At 67.0% G+C, this 17,902-nt stretch carries 13 protein-coding genes; 8 read left to right on the top strand and 5 right to left on the bottom strand.

From position 1 onward, the window contains the following. Nucleotides 1-87: 87 nt before the first annotated feature. Nucleotides 88-1,524, bottom strand: a complete 1,437-nt coding sequence (locus tag ACQEVZ_RS55280) for an IS1380 family transposase (protein WP_433359550.1) — start codon at nt 1,522-1,524, stop codon at nt 88-90. Nucleotides 1,525-1,794: 270 nt separating this feature from the next. Next, nucleotides 1,795-3,228, bottom strand: a complete 1,434-nt coding sequence (locus tag ACQEVZ_RS55275; RefSeq protein ID WP_433383966.1) for an IS1380 family transposase — start codon at nt 3,226-3,228, stop codon at nt 1,795-1,797. Between the two features lie 1,008 nt (nt 3,229-4,236). Here ACQEVZ_RS55275 and ACQEVZ_RS55270 point away from each other — a divergent pair. From ACQEVZ_RS55270 to ACQEVZ_RS55255, 4 genes are all read left to right on the top strand, one after another. Continuing rightward, a complete protein-coding gene (locus ACQEVZ_RS55270) occupies nt 4,237-4,683 on the top strand; it encodes a hypothetical protein (RefSeq protein ID WP_433383964.1) in 447 nt (148 codons plus the stop codon). A gap of 814 nt (nt 4,684-5,497) precedes the next feature. Beyond that, on the top strand, nt 5,498-6,814 hold the full coding sequence (locus tag ACQEVZ_RS55265) for an ISAs1 family transposase (protein WP_433383962.1): 1,317 nt from the start codon (nt 5,498-5,500) through the stop codon (nt 6,812-6,814). A gap of 174 nt (nt 6,815-6,988) precedes the next feature. Continuing rightward, the gene (locus ACQEVZ_RS55260; RefSeq protein ID WP_433383960.1) at nt 6,989-11,002 is read left to right on the top strand and encodes an OTU domain-containing protein; all 4,014 of its coding nucleotides are present in this window, start codon (nt 6,989-6,991) and stop codon (nt 11,000-11,002) included. Nucleotides 11,003-11,060: 58 nt separating this feature from the next. Then, complete coding sequence (locus ACQEVZ_RS55255) at nt 11,061-11,468, top strand: hypothetical protein (protein WP_433383958.1); 408 nt, start codon at nt 11,061-11,063, stop codon at nt 11,466-11,468. Between the two features lie 194 nt (nt 11,469-11,662). On the opposite strand, the gene ACQEVZ_RS55250 is transcribed toward ACQEVZ_RS55255, so the two are convergent. Next, nucleotides 11,663-12,748 carry an ISL3 family transposase gene (locus ACQEVZ_RS55250; protein ID WP_433383956.1) on the bottom strand — a complete coding sequence of 362 codons (1,086 nt, stop codon included), beginning with the start codon at nt 12,746-12,748 and terminating at the stop codon, nt 11,663-11,665. Nucleotides 12,749-12,931: 183 nt separating this feature from the next. On the opposite strand from ACQEVZ_RS55250, the gene ACQEVZ_RS55245 reads away from it, so the two are divergent. The 3 genes from ACQEVZ_RS55245 to ACQEVZ_RS55235 are packed head-to-tail and all read left to right on the top strand — an operon-like array spanning nt 12,932 to nt 15,908. Next, nucleotides 12,932-14,008 carry a tyrosine-type recombinase/integrase gene (locus tag ACQEVZ_RS55245; protein WP_433383954.1) on the top strand — a complete coding sequence of 359 codons (1,077 nt, stop codon included), beginning with the start codon at nt 12,932-12,934 and terminating at the stop codon, nt 14,006-14,008. Then, nucleotides 14,005-14,322 (top strand): helix-turn-helix domain-containing protein, encoded by a 318-nt coding sequence (locus ACQEVZ_RS55240; protein ID WP_433383952.1) that lies wholly within the window; start codon nt 14,005-14,007, stop codon nt 14,320-14,322. Before ACQEVZ_RS55245 ends, ACQEVZ_RS55240 begins: the two co-directional genes overlap by 4 nt. Beyond that, a complete protein-coding gene (locus ACQEVZ_RS55235; protein WP_433383950.1) occupies nt 14,322-15,908 on the top strand; it encodes an integrase in 1,587 nt (528 codons plus the stop codon). Before ACQEVZ_RS55240 ends, ACQEVZ_RS55235 begins: the two co-directional genes overlap by 1 nt. A 61-nt stretch (nt 15,909-15,969) precedes the next feature. Here the strand turns inward: ACQEVZ_RS55235 and ACQEVZ_RS55230 are convergent, their stop codons facing one another. Next, complete coding sequence (locus ACQEVZ_RS55230) at nt 15,970-16,410, bottom strand: transposase family protein (protein WP_433386184.1); 441 nt, start codon at nt 16,408-16,410, stop codon at nt 15,970-15,972. Nucleotides 16,411-16,473: 63 nt separating this feature from the next. On the opposite strand from ACQEVZ_RS55230, the gene ACQEVZ_RS55225 reads away from it, so the two are divergent. Then, nucleotides 16,474-17,010 (top strand): hypothetical protein, encoded by a 537-nt coding sequence (locus tag ACQEVZ_RS55225; RefSeq protein ID WP_433386246.1) that lies wholly within the window; start codon nt 16,474-16,476, stop codon nt 17,008-17,010. A gap of 265 nt (nt 17,011-17,275) precedes the next feature. On the opposite strand, the gene ACQEVZ_RS55220 is transcribed toward ACQEVZ_RS55225, so the two are convergent. Then, complete coding sequence (locus ACQEVZ_RS55220) at nt 17,276-17,902, bottom strand: hypothetical protein (protein ID WP_433383948.1); 627 nt, start codon at nt 17,900-17,902, stop codon at nt 17,276-17,278.

The following is a 17,902-nucleotide window of genomic DNA, read 5'->3' as shown; positions in this document are numbered from 1 at the left end:
GGGTTGCCGGTGCGCTCCGTGTCTCGGTGGGGTCTGTCGTTGTGGGGTGGCCGGCGTCGGCTGCGAGTGACTGTCCTGTGTGGATGGTCAGGTGGGTGGGGCGTGCGCGGTGGTGAACAGTCGTAGCCAGTTGTGTTGCCAGGGCCAGTGTTGCGGTAGGTGGATGGTGACCTCGCGGGCGTGTCGGCTGATCCGGCCGGCGACGTTGATCAGGTGTCGGCGGATGGTGGCGGCGCGGGCTGTGGCGTGGGGTCGTCCGGCCAGGGTGGCGGCGGTGCGGGTGAGGTTGTGGGCGATGGCGATGCAGGTCAGCCAGGCGTTGTTGGCGGTGAACCGGCCGGAGGGTAGATGGGCGAGGGGTCCGTCGATGAGTTCGGCGAAGACCTGTTCGATGATGGCGTGGCCGCGGTGCTGGGCTTCGGCCTGGACGAGCACGTAGGGGCTGTCGGTGAACGCGGCGTGGTACCGCCACACGGTGAACAGCTCACCTTGACCATCCACTGTGGACTTGTTCAGGTCTGGGACGCGACGCGCGATGAGCCGGGCGGTGACTTCGTGGCGGGTGCCTTCGAACGCGGTGTAGGTGGTCTCGGCGATCTGTGCGCGGGAGATGAACCGCTGCTGGTCCTCATCCCAGACCGGTTGCGGGTAGCGGATCTCGGTCCAGGCGTCCTCGTCGATCGCGGTGATCGCCGCGCGGACCTTGGCGTCGATGCGGACCGTGACGGAGAACCGCACCCTGGCCCGGCGGCAGGCGGTGATCACCGTGCGGGAGTAGAACGCCGAGTCCGCACGGACCATGATCTCAGCCGCCACCGTTGCGGCTGTCGTCGCGGCGGTGGCGGGTTGGGCTGCTTGGGCTGCCAGGACCGCTTTGGTGGTGGCGACGGCCTCGGCGATCAGCGATGCCGCTCCGCGGGCTGAGCCGGCGTTGCCGGCGCGCAGCTGGGTCGCGGCGATCACCGGCGCCGCGTCCGGGGTGCTGATCGTGGCCACCAGGGGGTTCAGGCCACGCAGCAGCACCTGGTAGCCGCCGACCTTGGCGTGACCGAACCCGGCGCCCTGCTTCTGCTTGCCGTACACCCTGCGCAGCAGCGAGTCGACGTCGACGAACGTGACCGCGCCGGCGCTGGGCAGCAACCGGGCCTGTCCGGCCATCCGGACCAGGAACTGCCGCGACGCTGCCTGCAACTGCCGGACGTGGCCATGGGTGAACGTCCGCAGGAACGACCCCAGCGTCGAGGGCGCATACACCCCGTCGAACAGCAGCGGCATCCCACCGTGACGCAACACGTCCAGATCGTCGATCGAGTCCGCACCGGTCACCATGCCCGCCACGATCGCAGCGACCTTCCCCGCCGCGTTGGACCCCTTGTCCGTTGGCACACGCAGCCGAGCAGCCACGATGCCGTGCAGGTCACACCGCTGGGCGAGGGTCATCACCGGCTCCACACCAGCGCACGACACCAGATTCGGATCATCAAACGATGCGCGCACCCGCGTCGCGCCGTGCGATATTCTCACCTCGACGGTGCCCTCTCGAACCGGACGATGGAAGCCTCAAGAACCTCTATCTTTCCAGCTCGCGAGGGCATCGTCGCGCCCGGCCCATCACGGTCACATCAATTCGTCGGTGGATCAGGGCTTAGCCTCGGTCTTTCGTTACCAGTCGATCATGGCGACTGAGGCCGGTTTGTTGATCTTTGTTCGGGTCGCGGGTCGTGCGGGCGTGCCGAGGTCCCGGCGCGTTGGCCGGTTTCCTCCGTGCGGTGTCGACGCGATCGGGTGTGGGTGTCAGCCGGTCGGGCGTGGTAGCTCGTTGAGGCGGGTGAACGCGGTGGTCAGATCTGTTGCCCAGGGCCAGGTCTCGGCGATGCGGAGTCGGGTTCGGCGGGCGGTGCGGGTGAGGCGTGCGGCGACGTGCAGGAGCCGGTAGCGCAGCTTCTTGGGTTCGGCGGTGGCGAGTTCACCGTCCAGGAGCAGCATCTGGGTCCATGCGATCAGGTCGATGCCGGTGAGGGCGAGTTCCAGCCACGCGGCGTTGATCGCGAAGACCCGGGACGGGAACCGGCCGAAGCCGGTGTCCTTGCCGGTGCGGATGCGGTCCTCGACCCGGGCGTGGGCGCGGTGGCGGGCTTCCAGGTACTGGATCGAGCCGCCGGTGGGGTCGCCGGGTGGGGTGTCGGTGGCTGTCACCTGGTGGCGCATGCCCTCGATGGTGTCGAACAGCGACAGTTGGGCGCCGGGGTGCGGCCGTTCCCGGCGGACGATGAACCGGGTCCCGGCCGGGTAGCCGTCGTCAGGGACCAGACCGGTCAGTTCGCAGACCTCCGCGCCGTCGCGGGGTTCGCCGTCGCTGTCCAGTGCCGGTACCCATTGCAGGTGCTGTTTGGCGGTCAGGATCGCCTGACGGATCGGTTCGGTGATCGCGACGCCGACGGAGAACCGGGCGTCCAGGCCGCGCTCGCGCAGGCCGCGGATGTGGGCGAGGAGGCCGTGAGTGCAGCCGGCGGAGTCCGACCGGATCAGGATCGGTGTGCCGTGCCGCAGCTGGTCGGGGATCTGTGCCAGGGCTTCGTCCAGGACGGTGACGTGGTCGGCGGTGGTGTTCGACCCGGCCCGACCTTCGCGCAGCATCCCGGACAGCGCCTCACGGGTGTTGTCCAGGAAGCAGAACAACGGATGGTAGCCAAACGTCCGTTTCCACCTCGGGGTCGCCGCTTCCTTCTCCGAGTGGCACAGCACGATGGACGCGTCCAGATCCAGGACCAGACCAGGGACCGTCCGACCCGCCGCCGACGCCTCGGGCAGACCGCCGCGGGTCTCGATCCGTTGCGCCCACGCCAGTTCCCGAGCCTGGGCACGGGCGTCGCGGAGCCGGCCGAGGACCGTATCGTCCATGTCGGACAGCAGCCGCCACGCGGTCGGGTCCGACGCCACCGGCCCGAACAGGTCCGCCTGATCCCGCAGCACCGCCAGATCCGAGATCGCCTCACCGCCGTCGGCGAGCATCACCGCCAGATCCACCGCGACCCGGCCCGGGTCATGCACACCGCGCCGCTGCCGCAACCCGGCCAAGGCATCACCACACGCCGCGGTCAAGCCGGTCACCTCAGCAACGTCGGCGAGGAGCCGTGCGCCGGCGTGACCGACCACGCCACGCCCGTCAGCACTCACGATGATCTTCGGACGCGATCCGGTAGCCTTCACTCGGCAGGTGCCTTCCATGGCGGACGATCAGGGCCTTCGACAAGCCAGATCATCCCAGATGGCAGGCACCTTCCTCATTTCCGATCATGAACCACGGGCAGGCTTGCTGAAAGACCCGGGTTAGTGTCGAATCGACCTGACCCGTTACCGGAATCGCGAAAGGGTGCTCTTGCCCCTCCACATGTACGAAGACTTCCGGGGCGACCTGGCATCGACGGTCGGTAACGAGAGTGAACAACGCTCCCAGCATAGCTGCGCGTCCATGCGCATCGAAGCGGGCGTCTGGCTCAGACGTGATGAACCCCAGTAGCGTCACGGCCGAGGCGTCCTCTCCCGGAACCTGCAATTGGCTCTGGGGATGGGCAGCGACCAGTCCATCGCCGGAGGCTGGCTGTAGCCCAGGGTGCACCATCCGGAGCTGCTCGAACGTTGGCCTCACACCGAGAGGATGGTTCCGGAGACCGTCAATCCATGCCCGCAGGCGGCCAGCGCCAGTGGGGTCTTCATCCGGAATGTTCACCACGGCCTCCTCGTTGAGATCACCCGGCCAGAACATGCCTGTGCTGGCCCGATATCTACGGGTGCCGACACCATCGCTGATCGGCGCGGTTTATCATCACACGAGTCTGGGCTGCAGGTGACGTGACCTTCCGAGATGCGAATCGTTGTGCGCAGAATTCAGGAGTAGCCGTCGTGTCCCGAAGTCCCAGGGCTGCTGCACTCGGCTTAAGGTTCTGCCTGTTTCTGGCGAAGCGCATCGGACGCACTTGTCGTGCAGAGATGTGCTGGGCGCTCGTCGCTTCGTGGTTACCCGCGTGCTGGGCAGCGCGAACTGACCATCGAGTGCGCCATAACCGACTGTGCTGGCGCCGCTGTTTGTTCCGCAGTATCGAGGGAGCTGCCGCCGGAAGAGGTGATCGAGTCAGCTGCGGCCCGGCTGCGGCCGACGATCCTCAGCGAGAACCAGACCAGCGCGGAGGCGAACAGCGAGGTCGAGCCGACGACTGAGTGTGCGAGACTCAACGCATGAGCGACATGATCACGTGGGTAGAGCCACAGATGACGATCCTTCGCGGCAGGCTCAGGCCCAACTTTGCCGATGACGACCGTTTCAATGCCGCGTGGTGGGGACAGAACGCAGGCATCGGGCCGCCTGCTCATCAGTGGCGTTCGTACATCCGACGGGGCGAGGAGGCTGCCCGACTTCTTCTCAGTTTCAGTTTTCGCACCCACTCGCTCGATTCGGCCGAGCGGGCTCTGATGATCTGGAGCTTTGAGGTTCGGCAAGATCTGCGCTGCAGTGGAAGCTATGTGGGCACAAATATCATCAATCAGCTCGTAGACGAGTACCGCGATCGAGAGATCTATATTGGATCATCTCCTAGTTCCGCGACCTTCTGGGCGAGGTTCGGATGGCCCATGTGTGACTGCGATGAATGCGAGGGTCGCGGCTTCATCGTTCACCGGCCCTGATGTTCCATGCTGGACACGAGGGCCTCGCCGAGCAGGTTCCCGTTAGTACCCTGGCCGACATCGGTCACGTCGCATGAGGCCCCGATCCCCGAGTCTCGGCTGCACTGCCTCACGCTGCTCGCTGGCTGACTTTAATTTCGGTCTTTCACTCCTGAGTCTCGTTCCGAACTGTTTGGGAGGCTGAGTTCTGTTGGTCGCATGGAAGGGTTCCCGTGTCCGCGCACGGACAGCGCCTATTTCCGCGCCTACCAAAGATGAAGATGACGACGCCGATTACTGCGATACAACGAACCCGGAACTCGCACCGCTCGGCCCGCGCATGGATTCGCTGTGGACAGTTCCGTCGTCGTGGCGCCCGTCCTGCTGGGCGCCTGGTCCGGAGCCTCGTTGACCGCCGCTGGACAATTCGCGATGTGGTGGTTGTTTCCGCAGGGCTTGACATCACCAGGGCCGGCGCCCCGCACGCCAGGACCGGTTCCGTCCTTGCTCACAACCGAATGGTTCGCCGCGACCTACACCACCGTCGTCTGACGGCCGTCCTGTCCAGCCGCCAACCTCTCGACTACGGGCCACTCTTCCCGTCAGGCCGAGCGCTCGCTCATCGGAACCTGTCAAGTCAACTGAGACAGTTTCTTGATTTTGTTTAGCTTTGTGCTGGTGGAAGGTTGGTCGCCGCCCACGGCCCCGGCGTTGTTCCGGCTTGAGGTGTTCTGTCCGTGTTGAGGATCGGACAGGGCGGGAGTTGTGGGACGAGCGCGACTTCTGATGATCTTTTGGGTGTCTAGTCCTGAAGATCATCCGTGGAGTCGCGCTCGTGTCGTCATCTTCCCTGATCGACCCTGTTGTTGGCCACCTTGCTGATCTGGCGTTGTGGGAGGCCGAACTCGCCGCGGACCGGGACGGCGTCGATCCGTTGTCGGTGGCGTCGCCGCTGGTGCAGCGGTTGCGGCAGGTGCCGGACCCGCGCCGGTTACGAGGGCTTCGCCATCCGCTGCTGGTGGTTCTGGTCCTGACCGCGTGCGCGACGCTGGTGGCGGGCAACGACTGCGTGACGGCGATCCGGCAGTGGGCGGCGCGGACCCCGCAGGATGTCCTGCACCGTCTCGGAGCTCGGCGTAACCCGCTGACCGGCCGGTACCTGGTGCCCAGCGAACGCACCTTCCGGCGGGTCCTGGCCGGCCTGGACGGTGACGCCCTGGATGCGGCGACCTGCGGCTACGCCGCCGACGTGGTGCGTGGTGACGCCCCGCCTCCGGTGATTGCCGCCACCGCTGACGAACCGGCCGAGCGTGAGCAGCGCCGCGCCGCGGTCCGGGCGGTAACCCACCCGGCGCCGGCAGGGCTGCTGCCCGCGGTCGCGATCGACGGGAAGCTCTTGCACGGCACCCGCACCGAAGCTGGGCAGGTGTTCCTGGTCGCCGCGGTCACCCACGAGCGCGGGGTGATCCTGGGTCAGCGCCAGGTCGGCGACAAGCGAGGCGAGACCACCGTGATCCCCGACCTGCTCGCACCCCTGGACGTGGCCGGCATGCTGCTGACCCTCGACGCGCTGCACACGACGAAGCAGACCGCCCGGCTGATCACCGGACCGCTGAACGCCCACTACCTGCTGATCCTGAAGGGTAACCAGCCCCTCGCGCTGCAGGCCGCGCAAGCGCTGCTATCCGGCACCGACACCGAGTTCGCCGACCGCACCAGCGTCACCGACGATCGGGGACACGGACGTACCGAACGCCGGACCCTACGCGTCGCACTCTGCCACGACACGGTGTTCCCCGGCGCCCGGCAAGTCTTCCGGCTACGCCGCGACACCGGCGGCCTCGACGGCGTACGCACCAGCAAAGAAATCATCCACGGCATCGTCAGCCTCGACGCAGAGCAGGCCACCCCGGCACACCTCAACCACTACGCGAGAGGGCACTGGACTGTCGAGGACCGTCTACATCGGACCCGGGACGTGACCTTCCATGAGGACGACTCCCAGCTCAGAACCGGCACCGCACCACGCGCTGCGGCCACCTTCCGCAACCTGGCCCTGAACACCTTCCGCCTCGCCGGACGCGCCAACATCGCCCACGCCCGCCGCGACCTACACGACCGCACCGACACCTTCGCCGTCTACGGCATCTAACAAACCGTGATCAAAACCGACAAAGAAGAACAACGCCGGGGCCCAAGGTCCCCTGAATGGGGTCGGGGTTGGTTCTGGTGAGGGATGTGTGGTTGTCGATGGTTGTGGGGGTAGTTTGGGGGGATGTCGCAGCCGGGTTTTTGGGATTTTGATGGTTTGTCGTCCGGGTTTGATGTGGACGGGCTGGCGATGGCGATGGATGGGCTCGTGGTGGATGGGCTCGTGGTGGATGGGCTTGATGTGGGTGCTGGTGGTGGTGTGCCGGTCCCGGTGGGTGTGGTGCTCGCTGGGGGTGGTGTTGGTGGGGTGGTTTCCGGGGTTGGGGTGGGTGGGTGGGCGGGTGCGGGTTCTGTTGCCGTGTCTGCTGGGGGGTTTGTGTCGTTGTCGCCTCCTGCTGATGCCGCGTTCGGTGTCGGTTTTGTGGACGGTGACGGGTGGCTGGAGGTTGCCGGGCAGTCGATCTTTCTGGGGGCGGGTGATGGTGGTGTGGCCCCGTTGGGGCAGGTCTGGTTTTGGCATGACCGCACGACGGTGTGGGTGCAGTGGACTGGCGGGCTGCAGATGTACGGCAGGTTCCCTGCAGAGCTCACCGATGCGCAGTGGGACCAGGCGGTTGTTGCAGGGCCGTTGTGGGTTGCCGGGCTGGCTGACGAGGTGTTTGAGCGTTGGGCGGATGAGTGGTTCGAGCGTGTGGGTGAGGTGCCCGCGGATGGGGATTGTTTCTTTCACACGCTGCTTGCTGTGCTGCCTGCCGAGTTTTGGCGGGACAGGCTTGGGATCGACGGTTCGGTGGTTGGGTTGCGGGGTTGGTTGGCCGATCGGCTCACGGAGGATCTCAATTCGGGGGATAGTTGGTTCGCGCCGTTCTTGACGGTTCCTGAGGATGTGTTTGGTTGGGGGGATGCCGAGTGGTTGGCTCTTCGGAATGGGTGGGTCCGTCAGATCCGTGAGCCTGGGCAGTGGAACAACCAGATCGGCGATCTTGCCGCTCACCTGTTCGTGCGGTCGACGGGAGTTCCGCTGCACGTGTACATGCCCGGGTGGGCGGTTCCCATTGATCCGCCCGGGTTGCCGGTCGGGTTCCCGGGCTGGCGCAACGAGCGTGTCCCGGTCGTGCTGCACCGCCAGCACTGGCAGGCTGTCAGGTACCGCCGGGACCGGCAGCCACCCGCCGGGGGCTGGGCCGCGCTCCAACTGCCGGACATCCCCGACTTCCGGCGAGCCTGGCACGCCAGCGGCCAGCCCTCCCCATTCCACAGCGTCCCCACCAACCCCACCACCACCAACCCCACCACCACCAGCGACCCCGCCATCAGCGACCCCGCCAGCACTGGGCTGGGTGGGGGTGATTTCCTGTCGGCGGTGCTCGCGGCGGCTCCGGTCGAGGTCCAGCAGGCCCTCGGGATCGACCGTGTCCCTACCGTCTCGACGGTTGAGTCCTGGCTGGCCGGCCTGCTCATGGGCGATCTCACCTCGGCGGAGGCCGGCGGTCAGAGCTGGTCTTCCGGCGTGTTCGTCGATCGGGACGGCGCTGCCGAGCCGGACGTGCCGCAGCAGCGGTTGATCGACTGGATCCTGACGGGTCAGGCGAACATGGCCACAGCAGACCCAGCGGCAGCGGGCTCGGCGGCAGATGTGTTCGTGCGGTATTTCGTCACCGTATCGGGCCTGCCGGTGCAGGTCACCGACGAAGGTGGGAACGTAACCCACATCGATCCGGCCGGGTTCGTGACCGACCCGACGCACCCACGGATACGGCTCTACCGCTGGACCGACGGCCGCTACCAAGCACTCCCGAGCGGATGGTCATCGTTGCCCCCCAACGACGCGGTCACCGGCTTCGGCGCGGTCTCGAAGAGCGGGGACCTGGGGATTGCCGGAAGGCACATCCCTGTGGGGGTTGATGTCGTTCGGGGCCTCCCGGACGACGGTAGGGGGGTCAAGTATTCGTTTACCCGGGACAGACTGTGGCTGGAGAGGCTCTTCGACGGACAGAAATTTGCAAGGCTATTCAGCCCACCGTTCACTGACGTGGAGTTGCACGACGCGCGGACTCGTGCGAATCGTGCGCCGCAGGTCGAGAGTGGATGGTCTTCGCAGCCTCCCAGCGACGCGGTCACCGGCGTCGGCACGATCTCGAAGCGCGGGAACCTGGGGATTGCCGGAAGGCAGATCCCTGTGGGGGGTGATGTCGTTCGGGGCCTCCCGGACGACAAAAGGCGGGTCAAGTATTCGGTTACCCGGGACAGACTGTGGCTGGAGAGGCTCTTCGACGGACAGAAATTTGCAAGGCTATTCAGCCCACCGTTCACTGACGCGGAGTTGCACAACGCGCGGACTCGTGCGAATCGTGCGCCGCAGGTCGAGAGTGGATGGTCTTCGCAGCCTCCCAGCGACGCGGTCACCGGCATCGGCACGGTCACGAAGAGCGGGGAGCTGTGGATTGCCGCAAGGCACATCCCTGTGGGGGTTGATGTCGTTCGGGGCCTCCCGGACGACAAAAGGCGGGTCAAGTATTCGGTTACCCGGGACGGACTGTGGCTGGAGAGGCTCTCCGACGGACAGAAATTTGCAAGGCGAATCAGCCCACCGCTCACTGACGCGGAGTTGCACGACGCGCGGACTCGTGCGAATCGTGCGCCGAAGGTCGAGAGTGGATGGTCTTCGCAGCCCCCCAGCGACGCGGTCACCGGCATCGGCACGATCACGACGAAAGGGCACCTGGGGATTGCCGGAAAGCACATCTACCTGGGGGTTGATGTCGTTCGAGACCTCCCGGACGACAAAAGGCGGGTCAAGTATTCGTTTACCCGGGACGGACTGTGGCTGGAGAGGCTCTTCGACGGACAGAGATTTGAAATGCTAATCAGCCAACCGTTCACTGACGCGGAGTTGCCCAACGCGCGGACTCGTGCGAATCGTGCGAATCGTGCGCCGAAGGTCGAGAGTGGATGGTCTTCGCAGCCCCCCAGCGACGCGGTCACCGGTGTCGGCACGCTCTCGACGAAAGGGCAGCTGGGGATTGCCGGAAGGCAGATCTCTGTGGGGGTTGATGTCGTTCGGGGCCTCCCGGACGACAAAAGGCGGGTCAAGTATTCGGTTACCCAGGACGGACTGTGGCTGGAGAGGCTCTTCGACGGACAGAAATTTGCAAGGCGAATCAGCCAACCGTTCACTGACGCGGAGTTGCACGACGCGCGGACTCGTGCGAATCGTGCGCCGCAGGTCGGGAGTGGATGGTCTTCGGAGCCTCCCCCGGATGCCGTCGAGCACACCGGCACCGTCACGAACCACGGGTCGCTGCGGGTCGGCAGAAGGATGTTCTATTTGGGGAAGGCTGTCGTCCCCCGAGATGCCTCGAAGGACGAGAGGCAGGCCAAATGTTGGTATACCGGTACTGAGCTATGGGTGCAGATGATTGAGGGCGGACACCGAGTGCAGGTCTCACTCGGTGGGCCGCTCGCTGATCCAGCCTGGGGCGGGGCGTCGGTGGGTGGGGGTGGGCTGGGTCGGGTGGGGGCGTTGCCGTTGCCGCAGTTGATGGACAGCGACGGCGGTGAGGAGTCGGAGTTGCAGCAGTGGCTGGCCATCGACGCGGTAGCGGATCCGGCGGCGTCGTGGGCTGCCTTCGACGCTGTCAGGGACTACCTCACCAGTGATGCGGCGGGTCATGCGCTGGATGCGTTGATCGCCGCCGTCTGGCCGGGCGGCGACCGGTTGTGGACGGATCGGGCGTTGCTGGCGCTGGCCCGGCAGGGGCAGGTGGACTTCGGATACCAGTATCTACTGTCCGGTGATCGCAGCGTGGCGCCCTTGCTGAGGGTGGCCGGGCCGGAACAGTTGTGGGCGTGGGCGGATCTGGTACGCAGCGCTGGGTTCGGGGAAGGGCGGGCCACACTGCTGGAAGCAGTCGCCTCAGCACTGATACCCGGAACCACCGAGTCAGTGACAGCCCGGCTGGCCGCCTCACGCGGTGAGATTGACGTGCAGGAGCGGATAGCCGGAACCACCGAGTCAGTGACAGCCCGGCTGGCCGCCTCACGCGGTGAGATTGACGTGCATGAGCGGATAGCCGTGGTACACGCCCTGTCCGCAATAGCAGCGGCGGTTTCCCCACAACTCCGGACTGCTCTCAACAAGGTAGCGACCACCCTACTCGGATGCCCCCTCCCTGTCACGCTGATGTGAGACAGCCCGTCTACCAGGGGATACTCTTCCTGGACAGTTGCGAGGAGAGATCATCAGCATGACGTCGAAGCCCCACGAGAACCCGGATCCGGACGCTCGACCCCAGCGGCGGACATTCACCGCAGAGTTCAAAGCGCGGATCCTGGCCGAGTACGACGCGGCGCCGGATGCGGCGGCTCGTGGGGCGATCCTGCGCCGGGAACGGCTCTACGGGTCACACATTCTCGACTGGCGCAAGGCCCGGGATGCCGGAGCCGCGGCTGGCCTGACGGACCGGCGGCAATCGGCTGCGCGGGCAGCGAAGAAGGCCGAGAACGCCGAACTTGCCCGCCTTCAGCGGGAGAACGCTCGGCTGCAGGCCAAGCTGGCCAAGACCGAGACCGCCCTGTCGATCATGGGAAAAGTTCCTTCGCTGCTCTTTGAGCGGGCCCGTTCCGGGCTGAAAATGATCGCGGCCGCTCGCTGACGCCGTGTGCGCTTGGTCTTCGAGGCCGTGGAAAAGTCGGGTGTGGGGAGCTGCGTCATGGGCCCTTCATTGTTGCTTCGAGCACGCGGATCAGCTTCGCTTTCGTTTCCAGCAGCTCCCGCGGGCGGCCGCCCTGTGTCGTCGCTCACGGAATTCGGCTCTGGCACTCATTCGGTGATCGGCGGATGGGGATGTCAGTGCTGGGCGAGGATACGTTTGCGGAGCAGGTCGAGGTTGGCGCGGCCGTACATGGCGCGTTTGATGGCCTTGGCTCTGGTGACGGCGCCTTCGACTGCTCCTGAGCTGTGGGGCAGGGTGAGGCCGTTGGTGATGGCGTCCTGGTCGCGGCGCATGCCGATGGCGAGGGATCGCAGTGCGGGAAGGTCGTCGCCCTCGATCGTGGTGAGCCAGCGTTCGAGGTTGCCGCCTTGCCGTCCGGTCATCATGACGGCGAAGGCGCGCACGTATTCGGCGGTGCGGTCGAGTTCGGGGCAGCGGTCCCGGATCTGGCGAAGATAGGCGCGGTCGGCATCCGTGAGCCGGTCAGGTCTGGTCATGATCCATCGGGTCGCGTGGCGCGGCTTGATCGGGCGTGGCCCGGGTTGCGGGATGTGGTGGTGGCCGCGGAACTGGTGCAGGAAGCGTCGGACGGTCAGCTTGCCGCCGCGGTAGCCCTGCTCGAGCAGTTCCCGGAACAGCGCTGCGGCGTCGGTCTGGCCGTGGTTCCAGCGTTCGATCAGGTAGGCCTTGAACGGGTCGAGTTTGGTCACCCGGTGCGTGGCCTTGAACAGCAGCTCGTCGAGGCTTTCGGCGCGGGCGAACCGTCTGACCGTTCCCCGCTCCAGGTTGAGCTCCCGGCAGATCGCGCTGAGGGACTTGCCTTGGGCCAGCAGCGTCTGCACTGCGGCGTAGCGTTCCTGAGTTCGGGTGACCAGGCGCCGTTCGCGGCCGTGGACGTCGCGGACGCCGTCAGGCGCAAGTGCGGTCTGCACGGGTGCCGGTTCGGGCTGCTCCTCGGCGGCGGGTTCGGGCGGGTGCAAGCAGGCCCGGTGGGCCAGTACCGTCTTCTCGACGGCCTCGCCGAGGTTGGCCCACAGGTGGTAGCGGTCGGCGACCTGGATCGCGTTCGGGGCGCCGGCTCGGGCGCCGATCGCGTAGTTGCCGCCGCGGTCGCGGCAGATGACACGCACGCCAGGATGCTGGCGCAGCCAGTCGGCGAACGCGTCCGCGCTGCGGTCGGGCAGCACGTCGATCGGCCGGTGCGTCGCCATATCGAGCATAAGAAACAACCCTGGGGTTCCCGGGTGTGCTGGCCAGTACTGGAGTCCGTTGCAGGTCGCTGACGTGGTCTTCTGTCACCTGGTTGTCTCGTCGTCGGCGAGTTGACGTTACTTCAGAAATCTTGAGTCGTTGTCGTCTGCGGTGACCGGTTTGCGGTCGCGGTGAAGGCGAGGAGACTCGGGTTGAGGTTGGCGGCGGTCCGGGATCTGCGCGATGCGCGGCGACCGGCGACGGCCGAGCAGATCGCCGACTTCGAGACCGATGTGCTGGCCGGGTTCGTGCTGGCGCGGTCCTCGGCGGGGCTGTCGGACTCGACGATCCGTGGCGATGTCGGGCATCTGGAGCAGGTTCGGACCTGGCTCGGCCGGCCGTTGTGGGACATGCAGCCGGCGGACGCCGACGCGTATTTCGGCCGGGTGATCCGCGACGCAGCCAAGGGGACACGTCTGGCGCGGGCACAGACGCTCAAGACGTACTTCGCGTTCCTGGAGTTGCGGCACAAGGTCGAGATCCATCAGATGACCGGTCGGGTGGTCGAGTGCCCGATCGACGAGCTGAACCGGCCCCGCGGCGGGGTGGAGAGCAGGCTGCGGATTCCACCGTCGGAGGCCGAGATGGGCCGGTTGTTCGGTGGCTGGCGGGACGAACTCGCGACATGCCGGAAGTTCGCGCCGACGGCCCGCAACTACGCGGCGGCACGGTTGATGTCGGAGATCGGGCTGCGCGTGAACGAGGCCCGCCAGCTGGACCTGCACGACATCAAGTGGGACCTGGGCCGGTTCGGCAAGGTCCACGTCCGCTACGGCAAGGGCAAACGCGGCTCCGGGCCGCGGGAACGGATCGTGCCGCTGGTCAACAACGCGGGACGGACGTTGCGCTGGTTCATCGAGGACGTGTGGGGACACTTCGACGACGATCACGCCCGGCCGGGCGCGCCGTTGTTCCCGTCCGAACGCCGCAACACCGACGGCAGCTGCGCCCGCGTCGGCGACGACGCCCTGCGGGTGGGACTCGCCGACGCCGCGGCTCGGCACCTTCCACAGTGGACGGATGCGCTCACCCCGCACGTGTTGCGGCATTTCTGCGCGTCTCAGCTATATCAGGGTGGACTGGATCTGGTGTCGATCCAGGAGGTGCTCGGCCACTCCTGGATCGCGACCACCATGCACTACATCCACGTCCACCGGACGCACGTCGAGGACGCCTGGGTTGCGGGACAGCAACGCGCGGCCGACCGGCTGAAAGGACTGCTGCAGTGAAATGGAACCTGCGCCTGGCCGCGGCCCAGCGCGGCGTCTGGAAAGCCAGCGAGCTGCAACAGATGCTCGCCGAACGTGGTCTGGTCATCTCCGCCGGGAAGATGTCCGGCCTGTGGTCGGGCAACCCGGCCAGCATCAAGCTCGACGACCTCGACGTCATCTGCGCCGTGCTCGGCTGCGGCGTTGCCGATGTCCTCATCCCGGAGCCGGACAAGGTCCGCCAGCCCGACGCCGCCCCGGGCCGCATCGCCGCAGTGGCTGGGACCCGGGTGACCCCACGGCGTCGTGACGGCCGATCGCTGCCGCCGGCCTGATGGGCGGGATCTCGCCGCACAAGGCAGCCGCCAGTTGCGCCGAGTGCTTCGCCTGGGGTGTCCTGCCCGGCTCGTGCTGCCGCGCCTGCTACACCTTCCGCGGGCTGCATGATCGCGGCGAGTGCAGCGCATGCCGCCGTGTCGTCCCGGTCAACAAGGGCTACTGCCGGCTGTGCTGGCTGCAGGCCCTGCACGATGCGAAGGCGGCCGGCCACACGCACGTCTCGGCGCCGTTTCTGCACGCCGTGCGCCATCAGCAGTTGTTCTTCGCCCGGATGCACCGGGACTTCTACCGACTGCCGGGACGCGAGCGTCTCGGCAAACGCGGGCGCCGCGCCGCACCGGCACCGGCCGCCGCACCCGAACGGCCGGCAGCGAGCTGGGTGCAGCTGCGCCTGCCCTTTCACAGCGGCCGTGACTTCGTCGGTTTCGACCGCCGCCGTCATGCCGACCTGACCAACCCCGCTCTGGTGCAAGCCCGCCACATCGCGCAGGCCCTGGCGGCGTCCCGCGGCTGGAGCCGATGGGTCGCGAAAGACGTCGACCGAGCCTTGGTCATCCTGCTGTCCGGCCACAACGGCGACGACCGGCTCCGCTACACCGAACTGGCCCCGGCACTGCGCCTGCGCGGGCTGACGATCGAGCGCACCATCGACGTCCTCGACCGGGCGGGGCTGTTCCACGACGACAAACCCGCAGCATTCGACGCGTGGCTCGACCGCAAACTCGGCGCGCTCCCCCCGGCCATCCGAACCACCGTCGAGGCATGGCTGCGAACGCTCCGCGACGGCGGCCCACGCACCCGCGCCCGCAACCCCGAAACCGCCTGGAGCTACCTCAACGCCATCAGGCCGCTGCTGCTGCACTGGTCGGATCAGCACGCACACCTGCGCGAGGTGACCCGCCAGGACGTCCTCGACGCCACCGCCACGCTGCACGGCAGCAAGCGGCACATCACGCTCAGCATCCTGCGCTCGCTGTTCCGGCACGCCAAGAAGACCGGCACGATCTTCCGTGATCCCACGACCCGCATCCGGCCAACCCGGGTCGAGCCCACCGCGATCCTGCCCCTGCAACCAGCCGATATCCACGAAGCGATCAACGCAGCGACAACACCGGCCTACCGCGTCGCCGTCGTCCTGGCCACGGTGCACGCCGCCCGCTCCAAAGACATCCTCACCCTGCGCCTCGACGACGTCGACATCGGCAACCGTCGTCTCGTCCTCGCCGGCCGCGTCCGCCCGCTCGACAACCTCACCCGCGACACGATCCTCGAGTGGCTCGAGCAGCGCCGAACCCGATGGCCGAACACCGCTAACCCGCACCTGCTCATCAACCGCATCACCGCGCTGGAAACCGGACCGGTCAGCAGAGTCTGGATCACCCGCGCCTTCTGGGGGCTCACCGCCACCCTCGAACGACTTCACACCGACCGCCAACTCGAAGAAGCCCTCGTCCACGGCCCCGACCCGCTCCACCTCACCGCCGTGTTCGGCATCCACGAGAACACCGCCATCCGATACGCCCACGCCGCACGACAAATCCTCGAACAAGGCGCCGAGCAGCACGACACCGGTTCGCCATGAACACAAGGCCACACCACACCGCCCGGCCTTCGAACACCCTCGGGTTCCCGATGAACAACGCTCAGTCGAGCTGAACCCACGGCGGAGGGATGGTCGCGTAGTTCTGACCTTTCTTGATCGCGAAGTCGTCGACGCCAAGCACCTCCGGCGCCTGGACTGGGCGGTCTGGGATGCGGCGGATGATACGCAGCAACGTCATCCGGTTGACCGGGACTTCGAGCGCGTCGGTCATCCGCGCACCCGGCCGGCCGCCCAGCGCCAAAGCGATAGTCTCCAGGACGCCGCCGGCCAACTGGGTCCGACGTGCATACCGTGAAGCCAGGCCGCTCTGCTCGGCGAAGATCTTCCGGTCGCAGCTGGCATCGGTGCAGAAGAACCTGCGCACCATCAGCCGGATCAGCACCCGACGCCCAGCAATCGCCAGATCGGCCAACCGACGCCGATACCGGCTATGCACCCTCACAGACGTCCCGCGGCAGCTCGGGCACGATGCCGCCGACACGACGCACCGCGCCTCCACATGAACGCTCGACTCCGCCAACACAACCCGGTCCACCACAACGCCATGCAGATGCGGGAACAACGCGCCAACAAGCTCCACAAGGGAACGATCAAACCATCAAGATCAGTCGATCACCGGATGAGTGCCAGAGCCGAATTCCGTGAGCGACGACAGTTCGCTGCGCTGGACGTGCGGAGCGGGGACCGAGCCATACGACTGATCGACGACTCCGCGGTGCGCACGGCCCGCGAGCGGGTCGACGAACTCCGCGACCTCGCCAGGCGAGTGGGCGCGAACGCCGACGACGCGGTGCGCCGTGTCGGCTACCGGGAGATCGTCGAGGCCGCCGGCGCGGCGTTGGCCCCGGGCTCACCGGCCACCGTGTTTGTGTGGAGCCTGTGCAGCGGCATCACGCACGGGGACTTCTGGACCACCTTGAATGCCGCCGAGCGGGTCGAACTCCCGGGTGCGCCGGCGGGGATGGTGTCGTTCAAAGTCACAGCGGACGTCGAGAAGCTGAGGTTCGCGACAGATGTCGCCGTGAATATGACCCTGCTGGGCTGGCGCCTGCATGACGAACGATCCCGTGCGCCGTACTGAGGTGTCTGACCAGACCTGTCATCAGGTGACGCCGTCGAGCGCAGGGGCGACGACGATCGGTCCGGCGTGCATGCTCGACCGGGCGATCGGCATGGAGTCCGGCAGAACCAATATCCGGATCGAGCACGTCGCCCAAGCGCAGCGCCCGCACGCCGCCGAACCGAACGTCGCCGTATTCCTGCAGCACGGCCTGGTCCATCACTCGCCGGCACCCGGCGATATCCCGGAGCTTCCAAGGCGCTCGAGGGCGATGCGCTCGTCGGCGTCACTTGACGTCCTGGATGGCAGCAGCTGCGGCGGCGACGGTTTCGCCGAGTTCAGCGTCGGCGGCGAGGACGAGTTGTGCGGCGCCGGTGGGAAAGGTGTCGGCCCGGAACTCGCGGAGAAAGGTGTGGAGGTACCGCAGGTAGGCGGCGTCGCGGCGTTCGTGATCGGTGAGGCGGTCCATGATCTCGTCGTAGGTGGTGGTGGCGAGCTCGATCGACAGACACGGCCGGGTGGCGGTGAGGCGACGGACGGCCGTGCCGAGTTCGACGGCGAGCTCGTCGGCCGCGCCGGGTGGGCCGGGCTGCGAGTTGGTGGCGAGGTGGGCTCGGGCGGAGGCGGCGACGGTCCGCGGGCCGCGGTCGACGAGCACGACCTCGTGTGGGCTGCTGAGCCGTTGGAGTGCGTTGATCCGGGCGTGTTGGGCGGTCAGTAGGTCAGCGGCGACGGCTGCGGCGGGTGTGGTGGTGACCCAGGTGCGGAAGGCGTCGGGGGTGGGGACGGCGGGCAGGTACGTCCACAGCGGTGGGGCGGTGATCGTGGCGTGGGTCGGCAGCTGCTGGACGAGGTGGTTGATCAGCGTGGTCTTGCCGGTGCCGTCGACTCCTTCGACGAAGACGACCACCAT

The sequence above is a fragment of the Dactylosporangium sp. CA-152071 genome (genome assembly GCF_050936335.1).
GTDB lineage: Bacteria > Actinomycetota > Actinomycetes > Mycobacteriales > Micromonosporaceae > Dactylosporangium > Dactylosporangium maewongense.
This window is presented reverse-complemented; position numbering and strand designations above follow the sequence as displayed.